The organism is Saccharicrinis sp. GN24d3, from assembly GCF_052400645.1.
Taxonomy (GTDB): domain Bacteria; phylum Bacteroidota; class Bacteroidia; order Bacteroidales; family Marinilabiliaceae; genus Saccharicrinis.
Window position 1 is genome coordinate 214,482 of record NZ_JBQTGI010000004.1, and the last position, 24,125, is coordinate 238,606.

Consider the following 24,125-nt stretch of genomic DNA (forward strand, 5'->3'; position numbering starts at 1 on the left):
ATTAATCATTTGTAACTGCACTACCCCACCAATCATTGTCAGGATTAAAATCCTTTGAGAGAAAATTCAACCTTTGTTTTTCCAGGTTAGGTAATAAGGTCTCCTCTCTATATTTTTTGCTCTCTTTGGCTTTATTCTCATTATAATTTGGATCCTTTTCAGGAAACTTTGCATTTACAGAATGTAAGTAGTTAAAAAGCTGTTCATGAAGTTCTTTCACCTGAAATGGATGTTGTACCGCCAGATCATTTTGTTCACCTAGGTCTGTCTTTAAGTTATATAATTCTTCTAATCCTGTTTCGTAATAATGTATCAATTTCCAGTGACCCAAACGAATTATAGAAACGGGATCTCCCCCTTGATTCCCATAGTGTGGATAATGCCATATCAAAGGCCTATCAGGAATTGTTTCTCCTTTTAAAAGAGGCAATAAACTTACTCCATCCGAATGCTCCTCGGGGCGTAAATTAACTTTCGCCAAATCCAAAATTGTAGGATATAAATCGACGGCAGAAACCGGACTATGGCAGGTCAATCCTCCATCAGTTAATCCCGGAACTTTAATAAAATAAGGTTCACGAATTCCACCTTCGTACTGGTAGCCTTTACCTCCACGAAGTGGTAGATTCGAGGTTGAAAAATTGTCACCCGAAGCAACCCCACCATTGTCGGCTGTGAAAATCACAATGGTATTTTCATCTAATCCAAGCTCTTTTAATGTGTTTAACACAAGTCCCACAGCATCGTCCATTGTTTCAATTAAACCAGCATATATAGGATTATCTTGTACATTTCGAATAGGTAAGCGTGCTTCCATTTCAAAGCCTGAATCAGCAATACCTTGTTCTTCAGCTTTATCTCTGTATTTTGACCATTTCTCGTGAGTCGTTTGAATGGGAGCATGTACTGCATAAAAAGACAGATAGGCTAAAAATGATGTGTCTTTATGTGCTTCAATAAAGTCTGCAGTTTCCTGTGCAAGTCGCATGGTTAAACTTTCTCCATCAGGACCACTAGGCAAGTTAGGATTTTTCCATGGTGCATAAAAGCCACCTTTAGGACTTCCAACATCCCATCCTCCAATATTAATATCGAAGCCATGATCCTCAGGCCATGATCCTTTATCGCCAACATGCCATTTTCCTGCAAAAAACGTTTTATAACCAGCCTCTTTTAGTGCTTCCGGCAAAGTGATATATTCATTTGATAAACGATGATTGTATTCAGGAGGCATTAATTTTGTGTTATAACCAGCATCACTCCATGTTTTACCTGTAGCGGCACCAATCCAGTCGGTAATACCATGCCGAGCCGGAAATTTTCCTGATATTAAACTGGCTCGAGAGGGGCTACATACCTGACAAGCTGCATAGCCGTCAGTAAAAACCATACCTTCACCTGCTATCTGGTCAATATTCGGTGTTTCATAATAAGTACTTCCCATGCAGCTCAAATCATGATAACCCAGATCATCTGCAACTATAAAAAGCACATTGGGTTTAGTTTGAGGTCCATTTTTAGTACAGGAAAACAGTAAAATACTTAAGACACAAAATAGTATGCTGTTGAATCTATACATCTTCTTAAATTCTTATTTGTTAATAATATTTTCGATTTACTCTGCTTGCCAAAACACATAATTACCATGATCATCATTCATTTTCTCAAGCCAATGATCAAATTTAGCTTGTAGTTCTTTGGCTTTTTCAGACTCAATTTCTATCAGATTATTTCTTTCTCCGATATCCTCCTTTAAATTATACAATGCTAACTTTCCACTATTTGAACCTAACATAATCTGAGAAGTAATGGGGCGCCATTTCGGACAATAATCCTCTGCAAAAACAAGTTTCCAACCATTATCAATAATAGCCCATTGCTTATCAAACTTAAAGCACAATGGTTGCTTTGATATTAGTGTAGGTTCGTTCTTAACAACTGGTTGTAACAAGCTACCACCATCAAACGTTATAGATTTATCTGCTTTTATTCCTGCAGCTTCCAGACAGGTTGGTACTATATCCATAGTGGATACCCGATGCTTATATAATTTCCCGGATGGTAACTCTTTTGGCCATGACATAATAAAAGGCACGCGAATTCCACCTTCGTGCATTGTGTATTTCGATCCGCTCAGCGGCAAGTTATTCGCACCAGTTAGTGGCTCTCCTCCATTATCCGAAACCAACATGATCAAAGTATTATCAAGTAAGTTATGTTCATTTAAACGATCTAACAGGCGACCAATATTATCATCCAGACAATTTAAGTTGGCCAGATAAAGTTTTCTTTTTCCTTCATCTGTTATTTCTCCCACTTTGGTATATTTATAATAGTAATCGTTATATGTTCCCATGGAGGGATCATAATTCGGTATTTTGGGAGCATCCCATTTTTCACGGTATTTCTCGGGTACCTGATGAATTAATTCATGTACTGCATTATAAGCTAAATCCAGAAAAAAAGTTTTATCCTTATTTTTATCAATAAATTGTAAGGCCTCATCTGTATAAAGGTCAGTACTATAAGTATCTTTAAATCCAACTTTATCTTTGTTCCTGAATATTCTACCCAGCGAAGCACTTTCTCCATACGGATCGGGAGTAGCTTTTTCAATGTCTTCGTCCAGCAAAAAGAAATCGTGGGCATGGGCACTAAATCCAATAAAGCTTTCATAACCATGGTTGTTAGGAAAATCCCTTGCTTCCGGATTGTGGTAATTTCTTCCAAAATCACTTTTCCCTACCTTTCCGGTTGTATAACCATTTTTCTTAAGTAATTCAGCAATAGTAAAAACGTTAACAGGTAGTCCTGGACCCCAGCTCATCTTTTCATCCCATCGTTCCTGGTATTTCCCTGTATAAATAGCTGCACGCGATGGGCTACAAACTGGTCCGGAAACATAACACTGATCAAACAGAACACCGTTTCGAGCTATTCGATCCATATTAGGTGTTTTACAATTGGCCGAAACATGTTTATATGCACTTAAATCAGCATACCCCTGATCATCGGTAACTATCAGAATAATATTGGGTTGCTTTTTATTTGAATCCGCTGATTTAACAGGATTAGTGCATTTCACAAATAAAAATATGGTTGCTATTAGTAAAATATATCGCATGCTGTATTTGAATTATAAATTTCTTAAAAAAGTGCTTTTGCCAATTCTATGAACACAACCTGATGCCCTAAACTATTAGGGTGGTTATTCTGACTCATAAATAACTTCAAATCCACACCTTCCCTTTTCATTTTCTTAAACTGAGCATAAACATCTACTACGGGAATTTTATATTCTTCGCCCAACCTCTTAATCAAATTACTATATCCGGCAAGCTTTGTATTATCGTTAAGGATGTCTTCCTTTAAATCAGGGGTTGGTGTAAGCAGTACAAGTTTTATTTTTGATGATAAAGCTTTCTTAATCATAAACCGCCATGCTTTCTCTGTTCTTTCCAAACCAATGCCCCTATCGTTTAACGCATAATCAATAAAAAGCAAATCCGGCTTTAAGGGCAATACATCTTTTTTAAATCGTTTAGCTCCTTGTTCTGACTGCTCTCCTCCAATGGAAGTAGTAATGCAATTAATTACTGCATTGGGATAGTTCTCTTTTAAATATTCAAGAAATAAATGTGGATAGGCAGAAAGCGTGTTCACCTTTGGCGTTCTGTAATAACCGGAAGGTACACTATGACCATGAAAAACAATATTAATGGTTCTGTTTTTGGGCCATACTAATACAAGCTGTTCTTTCAGTTCGGCTAAATAATCACTGTCCTTTTGTTGCTTGTCATTTTCCTGGGCATCTAAAGCTTTATGACTTCCTAAAAAAAGAATAACACCAAACACCAACCTTATACCCAAACCACGAAACACCAACACCTTATCTTTACTTATTTTATTTACCATTGCTTATTTTTTTATTTAATATTCTGAAGTCTTTAAACCCACGATACTCAGAAAATCCTTACATGCAGATTTAACACTATTATCCTGATTGGGAACCTTATAAACCGACTTAACTACCTCAATAAAGTCATCTTTATTATCCTGATACAATAGAAAATTTACTGCCATTAATGCGATATCCTTGTTTTTACTTTTACAGGATTCTGCTAATTTGATTTTTGCATCGGCATGGTCAAAGTTATGAGATGCTACCGCTGCAGCCGTTACGGCAACCGGTGGATATTCATCGTCAATCAGGCCAAGAATATCATCCTTATATGCTTTTATACATTTTGCAGACTGCGAGCGCATTCCTGTAATAGCCCAGTAGCGCACTATTTTATTCGAATTTTTCAATAATTTCTGCTGTCTCCTTGCCGCCTCATCCCCTCTACTTCCAGATAAAGAAGCCGCTTTATAAATTTTCTTTACTGAAAACCGTTTATTATCCATCCGGTATTCATAAGGGGTTTCGTTCTTAGATATGGATGCCATTTCATATTCTGGCAGAAAGAGCACATCGCGTGAGCCCAATATCCTTTTTTCCAACTGTTTCCTCATTGCTAACAGTATCTTTCTGTATTCCGGGTCGTCAACCAGATTGCGTGTCTCCCATATATCATTCTCTATGTCGTAGAGATATTCGGTAGGACGTTCCGAAAAAATCGATTTTTGCATCGCATTTAAATACCCTTTCCCGTAATCCTTCCTCATTTGTACGCTTATATCTCCAATTTCAAAATAATTGATATAGCGGAACTGTGGCATAAAAGGCATATAGTTTCTAGAATAGATAAACCTACCATCTGTTATGCTGCGCACAAGGTCTATTCCATTATCCACCCTATCGGTAGACAATTCAATATACTTTGCTGGATCAGCAACTTTATCCCCAATAAAAACACGCCCCTTCATATATTCCGGAACAATACCTCCAGTCAAATGAATTAATGTAGGTGCCAAATCTTTAAAATCAATCAGTTCATCGGTAACTACACCTCCTGTTCCCCAGGGGGAAAGATGTTTGTACATCTCAGGAAACCAGACTACAAATGGAACCCGATATCCCAGATTAATGCCATTGGCCTTACATCTGGGTATTCCTTCGCCATGATCAGCATAAAAGAAGATAATGGTACTATCCCTTAAATTATCTTGTTCAAGCCAACGTAATATTTCACCTATTCGCACATCGGTTAGTTTAATAGAATTATATACCCGTGCAAAATGCTTTCGCATTTCTGGTGTGTCATTATAAAATGGAGGCATTTTGAATTCATCCTCAGCAATCCTTTGCTCTGGAGAAAGCCTCTCCAATACATTTTTCTGATACCACTCATACGAATTTGTCATGGTCCTGGACTGATGAGAATCGGCAATATTAAACACTGAGAAAAAAGGCTGACCAGGTTGACGTTTCCACCAACCCGCCTTGTTGGAGCTTTCGTGCCAAGCCTCGTTTGTAAACTCATCGGCATTCGCGATGTTATAATCTGTTTTACTATTATTGCTTACATAGTAACCTTGTTGCTTAAGAAAATATGGAAATCCTTTAATGAAATCTGGGATAGGATAGGCACTTCGCTGGTGCCCGGTTCCCATCTCAAAAGTATGAACACCTGTGATGATTGTACTCCTGCTTGAAGAACAAACCGTTCCGGTAGAAAAGGCGTTCTCAAATCGCACACCTTTCAATGCCAGTTTATCTATCTCAGGGGTGCGTGCATCTTTATTACCGTAGCATCCAATAAATTGTGGTGATGTATCTTCAATAGTCACCCATAAGATATTGGGTCTGTTTTGCCCTAAAACATCCCCACAGCTTAGAAACAACAGGATCAACAAACAGTTTAATATGCCTTGAGTACCAGGTGTCATAAATTTATTATTCATCATAAATATCAGAAGCCTTGAATTGCTTTTTAGTTTTCTCATCCATAAAATCAAGATCTTCCATGTTTACCGAACCAGATGGATTAAAGTCCTGACTTACCATATATTTTAAAAGACTTGACCTTAGTTGACGGGCAACTGGTCGCTTTTCAAGTTCATTCATTAAATCAATAGATGAAAAGATCAGTTTTCCATTTCCAACCTTCGTTTCAAAAACATTCGTCAAATGATGATTGGTAACAAAATTATCAATAACACGCACAATAGGTGTAACATCCAAGCTATCTACAATTAAAGACTTAGATTGAATACATAAATCCCACCATTGCCATTCTGTATAACCTTTCGTTGGGAAATCATTAAATGCCTTATGGTTTTCATCCATTAGCAGACCCATGGTACTCGGTTGATTTGGAAAGTGAACTGGACTCCAAAATACTGGAACAAAACGTCCATTAACTCCTTTTATATTTTTATAATCAGGATTTAACAGTACCGTTTTACCTTTACTTAACTCTTTTTTCGCTTTTTCATAAGAGTTGGTAATGATCACTTTATCGGAGGATGTTTTCACTTTCTTTGGATAAAACCAAACATGCCATTTATTTTTATATTCGGTACCTTTTAAAGCGAGATTAAAGGTTAATTCTGCAGCCTTTTCAACATTCACATCTATTTCTATATTGCCCAAATTGATATTATTACCAATTTTCAAATCAACACCTTTAATAACTCCGGCTTTTACTTTTTCACCAACTTTATTCGTAAGAGACCATTCTAAATCCTGCCCTTTCATCTCTTTATAAAAGTTGGCAATTTCTAATGAAGCACTAAACTTCTCGCCATTTTCATAAACAGCCTTTTCAAACCGGATAAGAGGTACAACCTCTGAATTAAACTCTCTGAACTCTTCAGCACTTATTGCGCCTTTCGATTCCCAGAAAGCATTTAACAAACCAACTAATGCAGTTCCTTGCCCGGGAAAATCCTGCAACTGCAATAACTGAAAACCATCAAAAGCTGGCGTTTTTAAGGCTCTTTCAATCTCTTCCTTGTATAGCATAGCTGCAAGTTTCCCTGACGCATAAGTAAACTCATCAGACAAATCCATTAGTCCTTTTTTCTCCAGTTCGTTTCTTATTGCCATAAAGTTTAATGGCTGTAAAACACCAGTATACTTTTCAATCTCTGTCATATCAGGATATACCGAATATTGACCAATCTCATGAGAAATAATAGGAACGGGAACATGTTCACTGGTTGCACTATAATCCTCGTTGAAATGAGGTGGCTTTGCATTGAAAATTCCCTGACCACGCACCCAACCTTTATCCGTTTTTTGCGTCACAAAAAAGTCATCTTGTGGTTGAGCTACCAATCCTAACGGACGTTGAAATGAGTAACAGGTTGTCATATATAAATGACGGTTGTCTTTAGCCTTTAACTTGGCTACAGTTGAATTCAACAAATCCACATCTCCCTCCAATTCATTCCCTAAAGCCATTAACACAAAGGAAGGATGATTCCCATATTCATTTAATATTCTATTGCCTTCACTCACTAGAAAATCAGTAGTTTTTTGATCTTTACCAAACATCAAACTCCAATGAGGTAATTCGACCTGACAATAAAACCCGGCTTCATCAGCGGCTTCAAAAGCAGCTTTGGGAGGACACCACGAATGAAAACGCAAGTGGTTTAATCCATAAGCTTTTGCTTGAGCAATTAACTTTGCCCATTCAGCTTTTTCCATCGGAGGATGTCCGGTTAATGGAAATATGGCACATTCAAGATTTCCTCGAAGGAAAATACGTTGGTTGTTTAGCGTTAGTACTTTATTGTTCTTTTGAATTTCCCTATAACCAAACTGAACAGAAGTTGTATCGGTACCAGCAATTAAATTAAAGTTGTACAAATTGGGAGTAAACTCATCCCAAAGCTTCATTTTGTGAGGTTTCTGTATTATTATGGTATTTACTCCTTTACTGAATCCATTTGCAATCACCTCACCATCTGTTGAAGATATTTGGTAGTTTAATTCCAAATCTGTATTTGAAATTCCTTCAAATGTTACTTTAATTGTTCCCTCGGAAACATTTGAGTATACTTGAAGATTCTCTACTTTATTTGTTTTGTTGGCAGTTAGTTTGATATCACCAATTATGCCGTTCCATTTAATTTGCGTGTGGTTGGTATAGGCATGTGCCATGTCCTGATTTACCGGATCTGGATATTTGTTACCTTTAACATTTATGAATGGATATAAGTTTGAGTTATCTATCCTGATAGTCAAGGTATGTTTACCTGGAGTTAAAACCGAACTTAGGTCGTACCTGTGAGGCGCAATTAAACTTTCATTTTTCCCTATCAATACGCCATCAACAAATAGTTTAGATTCCCAAATAACACGTTCTAACTCTAATGTTAATTGCTTTCCGTTCCATTCACCAGGTATAAATATCTCTTTTTGATACCAGGCCGCCCCTATATACTGGTGCTTTCGCGTTAACGCACATAATATGTCGTTGTTCATTTCAGGCTTACGCGTGTTTTTTGTTCCTAATCCGGCATCATCCAAGGTGCCGGGCAACTGAATGGGAGTTCCATTCAGTTTATTTTTCGCCCATTCCTCAGATAAGCCAACATTTGCAGAATCTAAAACAACTGTCCATTCTCCTTCAAGATTTATTTCTTCAACCGAAGAAGATGTACAACTTGCCATAATTACGACTAAGAGTAATGCTATAATTCTCGATATTGACTTCATATTTTATTTTTTTAAATTATGGCAGACCTAAAGAGAAATCTGTTCCAATAGTTCTTTTGCCCCAACATGCATCGAATTCAATACCAAAACTTCCTTAAGTATATCCTTTGCATTTTTGGTATTTCCAAGTCCAACCTCAGCAAGTCCAATTAAATATTTTGCATCAATGGTATTTCTCTTCTGAATATCATCTTCAAATACCAGAAGTAATGGCAATGAAGTTGCGAAATAGTCAATTTCCGCTTCTTCTTTTAATTTGGCCTCAGCAAATGCTTTAATGTTTTTCAGTAAGGTTTCAGCCTCTTTCTTTTTTCCTAACTCCATTAATGAAAGTGCTTTGAAGTATGACAACTCGGAATATGCACTTACAGCCATGTTAATAAAATCACCTTCTTCAAGGGTACTTTTTGTGAAAAGTGCATTTGCATTTTTCTTCTTACCCATTGCTTTTAGTGCCATCGCTTTCCAATAATTGATATGTGCAACAGCTTGAAGTGGATGATATTTTTCTCCCAGGTTATCTGGTGTGTTCATCGATTTTTCAAAATACTGTAAGGCAGTTTTAGCATCACCTTTCTTCAATGCTTCCTGTCCTAATTTAAGGCAAGCTTCAGTAAATTGCTTTAAAACCTGACCTTCACCACCTTCCCATGGATGGAAGCTACGGTTCTCCATTAAATCCAGCGCTTTGCGATGTTGACCGTTAAAGTTGTATAATGCTGCCAACTCTACAGAAAAATCATCACGTGTTTTAATTTTCTCTAGCATAGGTTCTAAACTTGCTAAGCGCTCTTTTGGACTATCGTTTAATTTCTTTCTAAGTTGGTCGTATTCATAACGGATTCGCATATCCTCAGGCGAGAACCCAATAGCCTTTAAATAAGCCTCTCTTGCCTTTTCACCTTCACCACGTGCATTCCAATATGCAATTCCCAGACTACGGTATAACGTTCCGTATTTGCTATTGGCTGCTACAGCTATTTCCCATGATTTTATAGCATCCTCATGTCTTTTTAGGTTAAAGTAATAGTTACCTAAACCATATGCTGCAAGTGACTTAAGCTCTGCTTTCTCAATTGCCCACTCCAACACCAATTGCTCATTAAGCCTTGATGGGAAAAAGTAGTCGTACGAAGCATCCTTCGCTTTACTTAGTACTTTAGTACAATTTGATTCATCACCTGCTTTATCATATAACCAAGCCAGTACAAACTGTGTCATTACCGATTTACCCATAGGGTTTGGTACAACACATTTCGGGATTTCATTTTTATGATGAAGTTCGATTAAATCAATCGCTTCCTTATAAAAACCAGCTTCTGCATAATCAAATGCTATGTCGATAATTGTTTGTGCATCATTTCTTGACGATTGAATAAAATCATCGTAATTACCCGACAGGTTTGCTGCTTCAAATTTTGCCCACTGATCAAGAGCGTCAGTTTTGAAAAGCGCTTTTAAGGTTTCCTGAGCAAGCGCTTTTTTGTCTTGTCTTTTCTGAATAACCGCTTTTAAAATTATTGCTTTATTATTTTGTCTGTTGGTATTTAGCGACTCTTCAAGATGTTCCAATGCCGTATCATAATCGTTGTTCATACAATCAATTGTTGCCAACTGATAATATGATGCTGAACGCCATTCGAAATTCCAGGTAGCTTTATAGAATAAACCATAAGCTTCGCCATATTTACCTTGAAGCGCACAAGCCAGTCCACAAAAATGGTGTGCCTCTCCTGACGCAGGATTTGGATGATAAGTAGTCATTATTTCAATGGCTGCCTTAAGATTCTTTTCTGCCTCAGCAAATTTTCCACTTTTAAGCGCTAAACGTCCCAGTCCAATGTAAGACTTATAACTTTTAGGATCGCGCTTAATCGCTTCTTTCCAATATGTTTCCGGATAACGCGTGGGGTGACGATACAACTCAAGATGTTCTCCTATCAATTCAAGATCGTTAGCACTTTCAACTTTTTTAGGCTCTTCTGGTTCAAACGCCAATTTTCTGTTACGTTCTTTATTGATTTCACGATGATGGTAAGCTAATAACTCTTTACCATTCTCATCCTGAACGATTAATGAAACAGTATTTTTCTGTCCATCTTTAATCTTAATGGTATTATCTTGCCATGGCTCATTCGGAGTTACTGTTTTGTTTTCAAAAGTTCTCTCATTATCACCAATCTTCAAAATGAATTTTAGGTTCTCTAGTTTGCGACTACTTGCTACCCCTAAATCCAACTTATTGTTCTCTTGAATTTCAAGACGAATGGCCAAGTCTTTGTTGGCATTTTGTACGGGACCAAGTTTTTTAAATGACCACCAATATTGAGAGAATGTTTTTGTTTCGTACGGGAGCAAATAGGTAAAATCGGGTTGATTATCCGTATACACACCTGCCATAAGTTCAAAGTACGGTCCGCCTTCATCAGTCAATTCACGATCCCAGGCCCTTCCAAAGTCATGATTACCCCAAGTCCATTGCTTTTTTCCCGGAGCAATATGGCGGTTGGCCACATGAATAAATCCACCATCAGCTTTGAAATCATAACCTCCAAAAAAGTCGTATTTTGTATCGCAAACCATGTAACTGGTAGGTACAGGAATATTATCATAATTACGCAAATCGTTTTTGCCAGGTCTCTCATGATACGGTATTCCATAATAATCGTTTTCGGCATTTGGAAAACTACTTTGTGCACGAACAGCGTGGTCGGCCACATAATGTACATCAGGTGGAAAGAAGCTACGGTAATCTTTATGTACTTCAACCGCTACATTGGCCCACCACAAAAATGTTTGTGTTAAAGGCGTACGATTAAAAAGTCTTCCGCGTAGCTCAACAAGAGAGCTTCCCGGACGAATCCGGATGCCGTGCATACCTTTTAAACGGTACATTGGATCGTATTCCGACATCCATAATGTTTTTGCCCCATCCGCTTCCTCTTCAATGTAAACATCGCTCGGCAGATACGTGCCGGGACGGTGATGTTGTGGCCAGTTAAATTCTACACCGCCACTAATCCAAGGGCCTGCCAAACCAACTAAGGCCGGTTTAATTACCTTTTGTTGATAGAAAAAATTGTAATTATCATTGGTTTTATCTTGTGCCTCAAAAATTCTCCCACCTATTTCGGGTAACATTACCAAGCGCACAAATTCGTTTTCAAGGACTACCGATTCGTAGGTTTCATCCGTTTTTTCGTCATAAACCTTATCGATAAAAGGAACTGGATAAACCTTACCTGACGAGCCCTGGTAAACTCGTTTTTCAAAAAATACCGGGTTAATCTCTGGTTTCCCCAAACCGTATGTTGGTAGTATAATCTTCTGTTTACGGGCATTTACGCTATTTTCACCTTTGCTGTTGTCGGCTATTGAGTCAGTCTGTACGATCGAATTACTCAAACTCCCCGAGTGCATTTCTTCCGTCATCTCCATATTATCCCGTTTCGAAAAACTACTCAACATCGTTATTGAAAAGACAACTAATGCGAAATTTCTAACACTTTCATAAATCCGTGTTTTCATGTTTATTTGTGTTTTCATGTTTCTTCTCTTCCTTATGTTTATTATTAATTCTGTTTTAATATCCGTTCATTGGCAATGACTAAAGTTGACACAGATCGTTTAGGCAGCAACAACTCTTTGTTCCTCACTTTCTTTTTATCCAGATTTCTTTCCTTATCTGTAATATAAATAGATGCATCCTTCCACTTAATTCCATCCAACTTAACCAGCCTATCTTCCTCTTTATGATTAATGAATACCAACACAACTTTTGCTTTTGAAGCATCCTTAAATGCAGAAACTTGTAGATCCGTTGCTTGATCCAGTAAACTTAAGTCACTCTCTAATTCCACATCAATACGTGTCATCCCTGGCCGAACAAAGCGTGAATAATTTCCGAATGCCCATAATAATTTGGTTTCGGAAATATTTCCATTGAACATCAATTGATGATTAAGCTTAGATGTATCACTTTCTACTCCATTCCCTAAACCATCATCAAGATGAATTAAACCATCTTTAAAGTTGAATTGAGACAATGCGGTCCACCACTCCCAGGATCTTGCATTGGCAATCGTCAAATCAGAATGAATCACGCGGGCCACATACAATGCGGTTGCCATTCCTGTATCGCGACCCCAACCTCCTTTTATTTCGGAATTCTTTTCGAGGATACAGAATTCTGTTTGATGATAATCGATTTTTGGGTTGATCTCTTTAATTCTGGCAGCCAATTTCTGACGATATAATATTTGCTGATCTAACGGCCAGGTTGTAAAGTAGGAATGTGAAGTAATGGCATACTCCAGGTTTTCAAAATCTCCGATGTATAAATCTGACGCTGGATTATAAAATGCGTTTATTTGATCGCCATTATTATTTTTACCTTTTTTCTGATACAAATAACCAACATCTCCAGCCTCACCTACAAGCAACTTTGTTTTTACACCTCTTGAGGCCATCTCCACGGATAGAACTTTTACATAATTAAAAAGCTCAGTATTGGTTGCTGGAGTACCTTCCTGATTGCTTTTGTCCCATGCCCATTGAGGCTCATTAAATGGACTTAAAAAATCAAAATATATATTTTCCCTTTTTTCAAAATGTTCGATAACGTCAACCAGATACTTGGAATAAGCCTTATAGTATTCTGGTTTTAAATTAAATCCTAAATCACCCTTGGTAGCATGTGCTAATCCATTTTTGGTATAAAAAACCGGAGGTGAAATGGTGTAGGCTGTAAATACAGGGACTCCATTTTCTTTGGCTGCATTTAAAAACCATCGCTGTCCTTTGTACTTGGTCCAATCATAATGGCCATTGGCATCCAAGAAACATTCGGACCTGCGCCACACGTTACGTATATCTGACTGATCCCCTTGTTCAGCAGAACCCGCCCCCAAATAAAAACGCCAATTTGAAAGCCCTATACCTAAGGGGTTTCCATCCTTATCCATTTCAAGGCTAAAAAGTAATTCTGCAATCTTTTTCCGTGTTTCAATTGGCCAGTGTTCACCAACAAACTGACATCTCCAGGAATCCGATGCACCAAAGCATTTAATTTTCTGATGGGTTTTTTCAAAGTCTATCTCAACTTTCACCTCTGAATGGTTCTGGGAAAAAGATGGAAGTGCCCAAAAGATAATCAGTATGTATAGTATGTTTTTCATTTGCTTTGATTAATATTACTATTGTCAAAATTGCTTGATTTTGTTCATATTCAATGGCTCGAAACCATAACCTTTGTTGTACTAACATTAACGCCGTCTATACCTGCCAACAGGTAAACTCCTTGCACCAAATGAGAAGAACGAATAGTCATCTCTCTTAGTCCTTTACTAATGGGATTTACACTTAATAAATTTCCAGTTGTATTATATAGACGTATTTCCTTCAATGATGAATTCTCTTTGAACCTAACTATTATATCATTATTAATCTTATTATAATAAGCTTTAAACTCCGGGACTTTCAAAAACGAGTTTGCAGAGATATTAGATGAAATATCCGCTGTATAAGTAATTACTGAATGAGCAGGAACAATCAGGTTATTGGATGAAAAATCAAATTCTTGTTTAGATAAATTAACAAACTCATCTGTTAAATATAATTGAGCGTTTTGCAGCCTTTTATCTCCAACACCTTTCAATAAAATCTTTGATTCTATTGCTTCGTTGGTATAGTTGGCCCCAACTAGTACCAACTTTTTTTCATTGTCATCGGTATAAACTGAATAAATAATATCAGAGGTTTCTTCTGAGATTGTCAAATTATCAGAACGCGTATAGCTTACCCGCTTCATTCCAGGACGAATGAAATGAGAAAAGTTACCCAACGTGTAAAAAAGTTTATTGAGATGATAATCGCCATCAGAATTATCATTCTTGGTTAGTGCTTCAATTAGGGCAAACCTTGATTCACCCCCATGTTTTCCTTGACCGAATGTACTCCACCATTGCCAACCAGTTGTATTAGCAACATTTAAGTCGGCCATAAGAACTTTCGAAAGCGATAAAGCACATTCCATTTCTGTTAGCACGTATCCATCGGCATAGCCGTCTCTATAACCTCCACCTAACAGAGAATATTCAGTTTGCCATGCCATGGGAACGGGATCCAACTGAAGGCTTTGATCCAGAAAAGTCTTCCGTTCACTTACTAAAGCAGATCCAAAATCTTTCCAGTAACTATGATAGGAAACTATATTAGAAAACGAAGGTGTTCCTACCAATGAGAGGGTGGAATTCTGATTCCAAAAATTGTCCAACTGGTTACTGGCATGACCTGTACCTCCTGTATGATAACTGATTGAGCCAGCTTCTGAAATAAACAATTTTGTATCGATATTTTGCTTGGTAAACTCATTATCAATAGCAACTACAACATCATGTATTTCCTGATTGGTCCATGGGGTACCTTCTTGACTAACGTTTCCTCCGACTTCCGAAGGCGCCCAAGCATATTGAGGCTCATTTAATGGACTTATATAATCAATCTTAATTCCTTCATTTTTAAAATGTTTGGATACCTCTGCAAGAAAACGTGCAAAATCGTCGAAGTATTCTTGTTTTAATATGGTTGACATTGCTGCCCCATATTCTCTAAAACCGAGATTATTATCAGTATAAAGGACCGGTGGACTATTTTGCCAGCCAATGATGTGATTTATATTATAATTGACCGCTGCTTGTTTTAAAAACCATTGCTGGCCAGCTTGTTTATTCCAGTTGTAATTTTTTCCGTCAGCATTGAGAAAACATTCGGTCCTTCTCCATTCCTGGGTGATCCGGCTTGCCTCTTCTTGTTCTGCAGTCCCGGCTCCTATATTGAAACGCCATGCAGACAGTCCTAATCCTTTAGGATTTCCATGCGCATCTTTTTCTGAACTAAATAGTAACTCTGCTAACTTCTCTTTTTTGGTTTCCGGCCAATATTTCCCTATTCTCTCAGCATTCCATCCATCAGAAGAACCAAAATTCTGAATAGTTTGTTTTTTATCGGTAATATCAATTTCTATTTGTATGGGATTACCTGCTGTTTCCCAACGTGTTTTATTATTTTCCGGTGCCGGTATTTGGGTTTCACGAGCTAAGGCCTGGATTTGATTGGCACTAAGAGATTTGTTGAATATTTTAATATCATCTAACCTTGCCGACATATAATAATTGTTCGAACGATTAGGATTACCACCCAAATACAATGAATTTGTTTGAACCGATTTTGGTGTAAACATGATATAACCTCGAGAAACTTCCTCACCGTCAACATATATGGTTGCCAATTTATCAGCAAATGTTATCGCCACATGCAACCAGGTATTTTTAACAATAGGTCGGGCGTTAAGTGCTTCATAATTACTATATTCTTTATTATCACTAATTACTGAGCTCATATTATTACCCCAACCGTTTTGAGGGGTGAAAAATAAATTGTTATTCGTATCCGGATCATGAAGTTCAAACAATTGATGCCAGGAACTGGCGTTGTTACTTTCCCAGTAAAAGAAAAAGGAAATACTACACGAATCTGAATCCAGAAGCTTTTTATTAAATACCGCATAACTCTTTGATTCAGCAGAAAACCGCAATACCGAACCTCTTTGAGAATCGTTGTATAAAGATGCCTGATTATAAAGATTAATAACAGAATTAACCATTTCGTCTACAGCAGAATCGTTATCAAAACTATAGCTTGCTATAGGCGTATAATAATCCTGAGCCACTATATTTCTCTCAATAAGAGATAGGTAGATAACCGTTATTAATATTTTTAATAATAAACGCATACTGAAAAGTCTAATAACCAGACGAAATAATTGATATGTATGGATTAAGGAGAAGATGTTGCAACAAACACCTTCTCCTCAATAGTATGATGGGAATGACTAATAAATGGTCATCTTTTTAGTATCAACAACACCGTTTTCAGTTGTAATCCGAACAATGTAGATGCCTCTATTCAAAGGAATAGACACGGAATTTCTACTTGTTTGTTGAGTATCAACCATCGATCCTGTTAGGCTAAAGACAGCATATTTAACAATAACATCCGAAGATTGGATATTTAAGGACTGGCCACCTTGCGAATAGATGATTTTAGGTTCACTTTCAGGAATAGCACGCTCTATTATTTCAGGAATGACTTCCTGGTTTTGAGGAATTGCTTCTTCGTAAACAGGGGTTATGGTTTTAAGTAAAACCTGAAACTCATCATATACTATCCACTGACCTGCCGGCACTCCATTATTATCCCCTTGACCTCTAATACCAAAACTTAAAGTACCATCGGAAACTGTTATTTCGATTTCACTTTTTGTTAAATCTTGTTCGCCGTTATTATACAAGGGCAAAGGCAAGTCAACGATATTAGCCCCACTTTCTGCAAACAAACCAATCGCACCTTCACTACTATTTCTATAAACGCAACTTATTTTATAAGTACCATTTGAGATATTGTTAATCGATTGGTAAACCATCATCTGATAGTCGGAACCTCTCCACCAGGTAATACTGCGAGAACCATCTATTCCCCGATTTTGAGCGTAGGCTGCTTCAGGAGTCGGAGAATCCACCAACCAATCCGTTAGATCTGCATTAAAGCCTGCATTTACAACAGGTATATTCGGCATCCTAACCACCTCTACATTATCAAATACAACCCAGTTACCTGCCGGTACAGCATTGTTCTCTCCAGCTCCATGAACACCAACAGTAAGTGTACCATCGGTAACCGTTACAACAGTCTTAAACTTCATTAGCTGATTGCCTGTTACAGGCACCATTGACTCAACACCTGCACTTTCACCAGAAACCACAAAGGCATTATCCACATTGGTTTTTGCCATTGCACTCACCGCATAGGTACCATTTTCCAATCCGGATAATGTTTTTGAAACTGAGATGGCATAATCGGCACCTCCATAACAGGTAATGCTTCTAGATCCATCAACACCCTTATTTTCTGGGTAAGCCCGACTTACGTCTCCTTCTACCGACCAATCCGTCAAATCGTTTTCAAAATCACCATTGGTAACTTTAGTTTGCGACGCCCATTTAACTTCAAAAGCATCAAAAACAACCCAACTTCCTGCTGGCACCATATTATCAGATCCACTACCTTTTAAGCCAAACTCAAGCATTCCGTTGGTAACTTCAATTTCAACTGTTCTTTGGGTAAGAGTACCATTGTTTACTAATGGAAGTACCTGATAATTTGCATCACTTGCCGCAAACAACGAAAAATCATCCGTTGTCCTCACCGTTGCAAAACAACTTACTGTATAAGTACCATTAGGTATCCCACTAATGGATTGATATACTCTCATTTGATATTCAGAACCTTTCCAACAAGTAATACTTCTTGAACCATCAACACCTTTATTTTCAGGGTATGCTGCACTTGGGGTCGGCGAATCAACAACCCAGTCGGCAAGGTCACTTTCAAAACCTGCGTTTAGCAATTCAACCAACGTATCTCCTGCTTCCAATGCTTTTTGGAAAGTTTTAATAGCCTCTTGCATAGCTGCAATACTTGCATCTAACTCTTCGGAAGTAACATCAACCGTATTTATTGCCACAATGGCTGCTTCAATGGCTGTACTTAAAATTTCTTTTGCTTCTTCAAACTCTTGTGTTCCCTCAAGTAGTTCAGTAGCAGTATTTATTTCAAGTATGGTATCCTCCATTTTTTCAAGATGCAGTATTGCAGCGTTATATGCATCAGCATTGCCCTGTGCGGAAATCAAAATAGCTTTTGCGCTACTAACAGCGTTAGCCACTCCGCTGCGTAACCTGCTATCAAGGCCAGTTAATGATGTACCGAATGTTTGTGCAGCTATAATGGCCTCCACCAATTCTTTTGCAGCTGCAATATCTAGTGTAATAACTTCAATATCTTCTGAACTTAAACTCCCCGCGTTAAATGCTTCATCCGCATTATTTACTAAAGCCGTGAATGAGGTTTTTACGTCACTATCTGCATCTGATGCATTAATAAAGGTCAAAGCATCAGTCAACATGGTATCAAACTCAACCACCCTGGTAAATTTGGCAATGGCTTCGTAGATCATATCCTGAGAGGCCAATATTTCCGATTCTGTGGCAAATACTCTTGCTTCCCGCCCTTTCTCAAGTGCATAGAAGAAATCGTAACGTGCTGTCTCCGGAGCATTGGGGTAGGTTTTATACAAGTTTTCACCGATTTCCAGAGAATTATCATATGCTGTTAATGGGTCAAATTCTACGAAGCGAAAGACATTATTGATCATATTTTGTGGAGTAACATCTGCACTTTTAACGTCACTAAACGAAACAAAACCTTCCGCCTTCAGATTTAATGCATCCGCACCCGGTGTATAGGCTATACCGTTAAGTCCATCTTCCTTTTCTATGGTTTCAAATTTATACCAACCATCGGCTACTTCTATAAAGCGGTACTGCATTTCAGGAGAATCAGCAGGATCCCGGTTAGCCCCTAAATAAGCATTCCAGTTCCACGACATCAAATGGTGAGCCTCAGTTAAATTTTCATCATGGTTAAATACGCTATAGTAACCCGGATACATTGCTGTTGCTTTAAAAGTCCATAATTGGCTTAAAGACCCGTCAAAGAAGTCTGCTAACTGAATTTTAGTTTGCCAGCTTGGGTGTGCTGCATTCTGATACAATATCTTTTCGTTGGTTTCGCCATCGTAAACTTGAATATAATACTTTGTACCATCAACTTTCGGCTCAAAAGCTTGCTGAGCCCACCCCATTGTCATGGAGCAGGTTATTATTAATATGCTAACTAAATATTTCATGTGTCTAAATTTAATTTTTCAATGGCCACATGGAACTCGCCACCTTAGTCATACTCTTGTATAAGTAGTATTTCACATGGCTCGTTTCATGATTTTAGCTTTTAATGTTTATACACTTAACTCTTACCATCCCGGGTTTTGTTCCAAACCATTGTTTACATCCCTTTGTGGAATCGGGTATAAATTCATTCTTTCCTCAAAATAACGGTCTTCCAACTTTTGCTTTGAATAATTGAATGAACCATCAGTGTTCATTGTTACCTCCATTTTGTACAGAGCAGCACCTAATACATCTTTTGCAATACCCCAGCGTCTTAAATCCCAGGCACGTTGTCCTTCAAAAGCCAGTTCTAAAAATCTTTCTTCGCGAATACGCTCTCTTAATTCTTCTTTATTTATACCGGTTAGCGGCAATTCATCCAATCCACCATGTCGAACAATGGTTTGGTTAAGAATTGTTGTTGCAGTAAGGTACGAATCTCCTCGATCGGTTGGTCCCCACACTTCATTCACGGCCTCTGCCCAAATGAGCACAATATCAGCAAATCTAAATATAGGCCACTCTTTGTTTGAACCTTGCTGTTGCCTTAAATCCAAACCTGTATCTACAAACTTTTTCAGATAATATCCGGTTCTTGTTCCATATGGGCGATCCATACCATCCCTTCCACCTCTATATATGTCAACAGTTCGCGGTTCAACATTACGTTCATTCCAACCGCTGCCGTTGTATAGAATAGTTTGTGCTAAACGGTCATCTCTGTTTGCATACGGATTTGAAGGATCATACCCAGAACCTGGCTCATCTATGCTCATGCCATTTTTCATGCGATATGCATCCACCAGGTTTTGCGACGGGTTGGTTGCTCCCGAAAATTCAGGTGTCTTTCTTTCGCTGCCTATCGGATAATTTCTGATTTCAAAGTTACCTGAATTTGCATGACGATAACCAAGTATCACCTCTGGGCTTGTACCATCAAATACATCGTATGGTCCAAATGTAAATACCCTGTCAAATGCAATATCTTCGGCCGTTGCTGCAACTGCCTTCCAATATTCCATTTGTTCCGCAGAACCTTCTGTTATTGCTGTATTATACACCGGACTGGCAAGCAACAATTGTGTTTTACATTTCAACGCCTTTGCAGCAGTTCCATTGGGTCTCCCCTGATCAGCACCTTCATCGAGCAACGGAAGCAATTCATTATCGATAATATAGTCACATTCGCTTATGATATATTCTGCACAATTTTTAAAGGTAGACCTGCCTGCTTTGAAGGCATCGTTTCGCACATCCTCAAGGCTATCAACAGCCGCATCTCCAACCAGGACTACACCTCCATAATGTTTAATCAACTCGTAATAAAACAAAGCTCTTAAAAAACGCATTTCAACTTTGTAACCCTCAAGTTCTTTCATATATAATGATCTTTTACTTGGAGCGTAGCTCTCATAAGTAATGGGCTCAGTTCTTTCAAGAAAATGATTTATCTTATAAATGTTTTGATAATGTCTATTCCAGATATTATCAATAAAACCTGTAGTAGAATTCCAGTTACCTGTATTCATATTTTGCACGGCATGCCTTGGATTTGAATTTTCCGCTTCATCGGTGGCATTGGCATATAGTGCCCAACCAAACTCAAGATTATTATACCCTGTGGGCATATTACTAATAACGTTAGTAACATATCTGGTAACATACGAAGGATTATCCCATTGTAATTCATCACTAATACCTGTGTCTTCAAGCATTTCAAGGTCCTGACATGCGGAAAAAGTAAATGCTGCAAGAATTATTACTGATAATATTTTTATATGAATTTTCATCTCATTATATTTTAAGTTTTTGGTATTCAATGGAAACCGCCTATAATTATTCTTAGTTAGATAACATTCCGTGGCTGGTTTCATATCTTAATAATTTTTAACCGCTTGAAGTCTAAAAATCTATATTAACACCTAGCAAATAAGATTTCATAGGTGGATATCCTATAGAAGTATATTCGGGATCGGTATATTTCCACTTGCTCATTGTAAGAACATTAACCCCCCTTACAAAAAATCTTACTTTCTTCATGTTAAGGTCAGACAGTACATTTGTTCCTAGCGAATACCCCAGTTCAATGTTTCTAAGCTTAACGAAGTCCCCTTTTCTAACCCAATATGATGAACTTTGGTAATTGTTCATATTTGACAAGGTTAAAGCCGGGAATCCTTCTTCTTCAGCAATTTCGTTTACCGCATTACCATGGATAAAGGGCTCTGCTAATTCATTTCCGTTTAAATTAATATCGCGATTGAACTGCCCCTGCAACATGGCTTCTATATCGAAATTTTTATACGAAGCTCCTAGTCTAAGCCCAAGATCAATATTGGCCATGTAATCTCCAATAACGGTCATATCCCTTGAATCGATGATATCATCGTTATTCATATCTTTATATTTCAAGTCACCCACTCTTGGTGTACCGAAGGTTTGTGTTGGGGATGATTGTATATCGGCACCACTCTCATAATAACCGACAGTTTTATAACCGTAAATTGAAGTAGCTGAATTGCCCGTTTTATTCAGATGTGCCAAATCGCCTGTATTAAGGGACTCTCCCATCTCATCAACGGAATTATCATAATAAGAGAATACTAAATCTGCATACCATTTCAACACCTTGCTATTTTCGGTATATCCAATATTTACATCAACACCTGTATCAGTTAGTTCTCCTATATTTTCATAGGGTAGGGTAGCTCCTGATATTGATGGAATAGTATAATCTACATAAAGTACATTGGTCCTTTTGTTTTGATAATAATCTGCTTCCACAGATAATTTATTAAACATCTCCAACTCCAAACCAATGTTCATCTTATTGGATATTTCCCATTGAACATCTTCATTTGCTAGCACACCAGGCTGTGTTCCACCAAACCATGCCCAGTCTGTACCAAATGGGAAGCCGCCATTGTTGGTATAAAACTGAGCATAAGGGTATCTGCCATTTACAGCCCTGTTATATCCGGTAATACCATATGAAGCTTTTATTTTACCATAAGTAAAAAGGGCACTGTTTTCTGCAAAGTCTTCATTGGTAAACACCCATCCTGCCGATGCAGAAGGAAAAAATCCATATTGTTTCCCTTCAGCATATTGGTCAGATCCAAAGTAACTCGCGGCAAGTTCTAATAGGTACTTGTTGTCTTTTGAATAATTAATTCTACCGGCATAATTATTAGTCAAATAGGGCGATAAGTCGTTGTTGGTTCTATATTGCTGGTCGCCTTGGTAACGTAATAAAACATTTAGCTTGTTTCCATTCTTCTCAGGCATATCGTAGGCAATATCACCTGTATAAATAATAAACCTGTTACTTTCGGCATTACTCCATTTGCTAAAAGGATAGTTTTCTCTATACGATTCATAGGTATACTCATCACCTACTTGACCGGTTACCTGTCTTACTCTAAAATGTCTCCAGGTTCCATCTCCGTTTGTTGAACCATTATCAAGCGCATAACCTAAACCTACAGAAAGTCCTTCAGTAATCATTCCCAGGTCTTGTTGCAATTTAAAGCTCGCATTGAATATGCGACTCAATGAATTGCTATCTCCGGTATACTCCAACATTCCTAAAGGGTTGTTGTACGACAAGTATGAACCTCCATAACTGCCATCAGGGTTCACCGCATTAAATTCATTTGGAGGTAAAGTCAATATCGAACTCCAAAGCTTGGATGCATTATCTGCCGGATGTATATTCTTGTCAACACTTCCGGCCAAATCCAATGAGAACACCGTGTTATTTGTAACCTGCACATCAATGTTCGACCTTATATTTAAACGCATTAGACTAACATTAGCGTTCATTTCAGGATTTTCGGGTTTATATATACCATTGTTGTATAAACCACCAACGTTAAAAAAATACTTAATGTATTCTGATCCTCCTGTTAATCCGATATTTGCTCTTGTAATATTGGTAAAATCTTTAATTACCAAATCTTTCCAATTAACATTCGGATATAACGGTGAAGTGCCTGCAGCGGCTATATCAGCTGTCGAGTATTTAGCAGGTAAACCATCGTTTAATGCAGCCTGATTATACATAGTCATGTATTGGGTAGCATTCAATACTCCCATTGTGCTTTGGGGAGTTTGTATACCAGACTGAATACTAACACTAAGTTTACGTCTTTGAATCTCACCCCTTTTGGTAGTAATCAGTATAGCTCCATTAGCTCCTTTCATACCATATAGGGCCAGGGCTGAAGCATCTTTTAATACAGAAACAGATTCAATTTCTTCCGGGGCAATGTAAGTCATATCCCTCTCAAACCCATCTATCATTATTAATGGTGCATGACCAGCTCCTCTTATTCTTAATGTAGGAGAATTGTTACCTGGCTCTCCACCGCCTTGCATAACAAATAACCCGGGAAGCTTACCCATCAATGCGTTACCGAAATTGGATACAGATCCTTTTTCGAGTTCTTCTCCAGAAACCGCAGATATTGAAGAAGACACATTATTTTTTTCCTGTTCCCCATAGGCAATACTTATTTTGCCGTTTGAAATTACCTCCTTATTATTTTGTATCGTGTCGGACTGTGACCACCCTTGAGTTGCAATGGCACAACAAACAACAAGGAATATATATGATCTAATATATTTTTTCATAATTATTAACGTATTAATTCCTGAATTAA

The 24,125-nt window shown here is 37.8% G+C and carries 11 protein-coding genes; all 11 read right to left on the bottom strand.

Annotation, left to right across the window (positions count from 1 at the left end):
• Position 1: 1 nt before the first annotated feature.
• A complete protein-coding gene (locus ACT29I_RS07065) occupies positions 2-1,492 on the bottom strand; it encodes a sulfatase (protein WP_444793058.1) in 1,491 nt (496 codons plus the stop codon).
• A gap of 123 nt (positions 1,493-1,615) precedes the next feature.
• A complete protein-coding gene (locus ACT29I_RS07070; RefSeq protein WP_444793059.1) occupies positions 1,616-3,124 on the bottom strand; it encodes a sulfatase family protein in 1,509 nt (502 codons plus the stop codon).
• Between the two features lie 23 nt (positions 3,125-3,147).
• A complete protein-coding gene (locus ACT29I_RS07075; RefSeq protein ID WP_430934883.1) occupies positions 3,148-3,915 on the bottom strand; it encodes an SGNH/GDSL hydrolase family protein in 768 nt (255 codons plus the stop codon).
• 15 nt (positions 3,916-3,930) lie between these two features.
• The gene (locus ACT29I_RS07080) at positions 3,931-5,850 is read right to left on the bottom strand and encodes a sulfatase family protein (protein ID WP_444793060.1); all 1,920 of its coding nucleotides are present in this window, start codon (positions 5,848-5,850) and stop codon (positions 3,931-3,933) included.
• The gene (locus tag ACT29I_RS07085; protein ID WP_444793061.1) at positions 5,840-8,614 is read right to left on the bottom strand and encodes a sugar-binding domain-containing protein; all 2,775 of its coding nucleotides are present in this window, start codon (positions 8,612-8,614) and stop codon (positions 5,840-5,842) included. The genes ACT29I_RS07080 and ACT29I_RS07085 overlap by 11 nt, the downstream gene beginning before the upstream one ends.
• 27 nt (positions 8,615-8,641) lie before the next feature.
• On the bottom strand, positions 8,642-12,142 hold the full coding sequence (locus ACT29I_RS07090; protein ID WP_444793062.1) for a DUF5107 domain-containing protein: 3,501 nt from the start codon (positions 12,140-12,142) through the stop codon (positions 8,642-8,644).
• A 44-nt stretch (positions 12,143-12,186) separates the two neighbouring features.
• Positions 12,187-13,791, bottom strand: coding sequence for a glycoside hydrolase (locus tag ACT29I_RS07095; protein ID WP_444793063.1), 1,605 nt, complete (start codon positions 13,789-13,791; stop codon positions 12,187-12,189).
• A 50-nt stretch (positions 13,792-13,841) separates the two neighbouring features.
• Positions 13,842-16,406, bottom strand: a complete 2,565-nt coding sequence (locus tag ACT29I_RS07100) for a glycoside hydrolase (RefSeq protein ID WP_444793064.1) — start codon at positions 16,404-16,406, stop codon at positions 13,842-13,844.
• A gap of 99 nt (positions 16,407-16,505) precedes the next feature.
• The gene (locus ACT29I_RS07105) at positions 16,506-19,421 is read right to left on the bottom strand and encodes a T9SS type A sorting domain-containing protein (protein WP_444793065.1); all 2,916 of its coding nucleotides are present in this window, start codon (positions 19,419-19,421) and stop codon (positions 16,506-16,508) included.
• A 123-nt stretch (positions 19,422-19,544) separates the two neighbouring features.
• The gene (locus ACT29I_RS07110) at positions 19,545-21,251 is read right to left on the bottom strand and encodes a RagB/SusD family nutrient uptake outer membrane protein (protein WP_430934876.1); all 1,707 of its coding nucleotides are present in this window, start codon (positions 21,249-21,251) and stop codon (positions 19,545-19,547) included.
• A gap of 112 nt (positions 21,252-21,363) precedes the next feature.
• Entirely contained in the window at positions 21,364-24,096 is a 2,733-nt protein-coding gene (locus tag ACT29I_RS07115; protein WP_430934875.1) for a SusC/RagA family TonB-linked outer membrane protein, read from the bottom strand.
• Positions 24,097-24,125: the final 29 nt, after the last annotated feature.

Bases quoted from the DNA above. Each gene is read 5' to 3' on its own strand.
- ACT29I_RS07070 (WP_444793059.1), bottom strand. From the start codon at position 3,124: ATGCGATATATTTTACTAATAGCAACCATATTTTTATTTGTGAAATGC.
- ACT29I_RS07075 (WP_430934883.1), bottom strand. From the start codon at position 3,915: ATGGTAAATAAAATAAGTAAAGATAAGGTGTTGGTGTTTCGTGGTTTG.
- ACT29I_RS07080 (WP_444793060.1), bottom strand. From the start codon at position 5,850: ATGATGAATAATAAATTTATGACACCTGGTACTCAAGGCATATTAAAC.
- ACT29I_RS07085 (WP_444793061.1), bottom strand. From the start codon at position 8,614: ATGAAGTCAATATCGAGAATTATAGCATTACTCTTAGTCGTAATTATG.
- ACT29I_RS07090 (WP_444793062.1), bottom strand. From the start codon at position 12,142: ATGAAAACACGGATTTATGAAAGTGTTAGAAATTTCGCATTAGTTGTC.
- ACT29I_RS07095 (WP_444793063.1), bottom strand. From the start codon at position 13,791: ATGAAAAACATACTATACATACTGATTATCTTTTGGGCACTTCCATCT.
- ACT29I_RS07100 (WP_444793064.1), bottom strand. From the start codon at position 16,406: ATGCGTTTATTATTAAAAATATTAATAACGGTTATCTACCTATCTCTT.
- ACT29I_RS07105 (WP_444793065.1), bottom strand. From the start codon at position 19,421: ATGAAATATTTAGTTAGCATATTAATAATAACCTGCTCCATGACAATG.
- ACT29I_RS07110 (WP_430934876.1), bottom strand. From the start codon at position 21,251: ATGAAAATTCATATAAAAATATTATCAGTAATAATTCTTGCAGCATTT.
- ACT29I_RS07115 (WP_430934875.1), bottom strand. From the start codon at position 24,096: ATGAAAAAATATATTAGATCATATATATTCCTTGTTGTTTGTTGTGCC.